Genomic DNA, 1,132 nt, shown 5'->3' with positions numbered 1-1,132 from the left:
TCGATAACTTTCTGAAAATAAAGAAGTTGTTCCTGTGCGTTTGTAACTATTCATCTCACCTGTGTTTAGTCAGTAAAATACTATAACTATTTGATTAAAAATAAATTAATTTTAGAGGTAACCTTAATTCCGAAAAACACGATTATAACAATAATGAATTTTGTTATAGTGAAATTGACATAGATTGGACGGATGATGACAGTGATTTTTTCTTTGACTCAATTGAAATAACAAATAAGGATAAAGCAAAAAAAGAAGAAAAATTTCCTGAATATAAGCGCACTAATAGTGACAGATTTTATGAAGGTCTGATTTTCCTAATAATTATCGTATTAATTCTTTTTCTATTTGTTGGATTTATAACGGTTATCAAATGGTTGTTTTAAAAAACAATTTATTAACAAATAAGATGAAATTACCAATATACTTAATATTATATATTTTCCCGCTAATTACATTTTGTCAAGTGGACTATAATGATGAGGAAACATTTAGAGATAAAATGGACGTTACAATAGAGGAATTACTATCTACGTGTACTGGTAATCAAAGAGTAGGGATATCTTCTTTCAATAAAATTCAAGAATTTTGGGAATTTAGTTCTTGTTATAAAACGAATAAAATAATATCAATAATGTATTATTCGAATCAAACTAAATTCGAAGAATTGTATGTTATCCAAAATGACAAATTGATATATGCTAAGGAATCCGAAATTGGAATACCAATTAATTCGTTTGACGTTATAACTTGGAATTGCCAATATTACTTTAATAATGAAAAGCTATATACCCACATTTCATTAGGGCACGGAAAAACTGAAAGTGAAAATTGGAACCCTGAATCTATTATAGATACGTTCCAAAATAGACTAATTGAATTGGAAAAAATAAAGAAATAACATTTGCTAACAGTTTGTATATTGCATATGCTCCCTTCGGGAAGCAAACGCAACATACAAGGAGCGTTACCACCAATAATGAAAAACATTTTCCTAAATATATCACTAGTGTCAAGTCAAGTTTAAATAGGCGTAATTTAGTATCTTTGAAAAAAAACTAAAATGGGTATTAGATATAAAGTTAGCTTAACCAAAGAAGAATGCACAGATTTATTGAATATCATCCACAAA

General features: G+C 27.7%; 1 protein-coding gene. It reads left to right on the top strand.

From position 1 onward, the window contains the following. Positions 1–409 precede the first annotated feature (409 nt). Positions 410–901, top strand: coding sequence for a hypothetical protein (locus tag F0000_RS27410; protein ID WP_149627868.1), 492 nt, complete (start codon positions 410–412; stop codon positions 899–901). The last annotated feature ends 231 nt before the right edge of the window (positions 902–1,132 follow it).

It is taken from the genome of Aquimarina sp. RZ0, from assembly GCF_008370685.1.
Lineage (GTDB): Bacteria > Bacteroidota > Bacteroidia > Flavobacteriales > Flavobacteriaceae > Aquimarina.
This window is presented reverse-complemented; position numbering and strand designations above follow the sequence as displayed.